Below are 556 nucleotides of genomic sequence, written 5' to 3'. Positions count from 1 at the left end.
CGGGACTGTTTGAATGAGCTAGGCAAGTGCGACCATAGACCTGAGCTTCACGAATTGATGGCAACATTAAATCAGAACAAAGACTAAGGCGAGTAAGGCGATCACACCCACACCAATACTGATATTACGCTGCATCATCAGTTGCGCCTGAATTTGTGCCCATTGCTCCTGATGAGTAGTATCAAATTCATTTTTCATCGCAGTAACCTGGTTACGAATAAGTGGCAATATTTTTTCATTCACCAACCTTTCCAGGCTTTTGGCGACCAGCGGGTTTAGATCATGTTTTAACTGGCGAAGTACCGACTCACGCACCACATTTTGCTGTTTATCCAACCATTTGGCGGCATTTTGCTCCAAAGCGCGATCAATGTTTGAACTTAAGTCCATCTCTTTTAGCGTTTGCTCTAAAACCGGTTCTGCGGTTATCGACACCAATTCATTCAGCTGAATTGATAAGGATTGTTTTAAAGCGGAAAACTGTTGTTCAGTGAGCTCTCTTACCAGCTGCACAACCTCATCACGGCCAAACGGGTCTGAAGCTTCAGACTGAGTC

The 556-nt window shown here is 44.4% G+C and carries 1 protein-coding gene; it reads right to left on the bottom strand.

Features of this window, described 5'->3' with window-relative positions; genetic code table 11:
- Window positions 1-66: 66 nt before the first annotated feature.
- Window positions 67-556: hypothetical protein (locus tag B4K20_RS16450; RefSeq protein WP_289283748.1), on the bottom strand; the 490-nt coding region annotated here is incomplete at its 5' end.

The organism is Methylophaga sp. UBA5088 (assembly GCF_002414625.1).
Taxonomy (GTDB): Bacteria; Pseudomonadota; Gammaproteobacteria; order Nitrosococcales; family Methylophagaceae; genus Methylophaga; species Methylophaga marina.
This window is presented reverse-complemented; position numbering and strand designations above follow the sequence as displayed.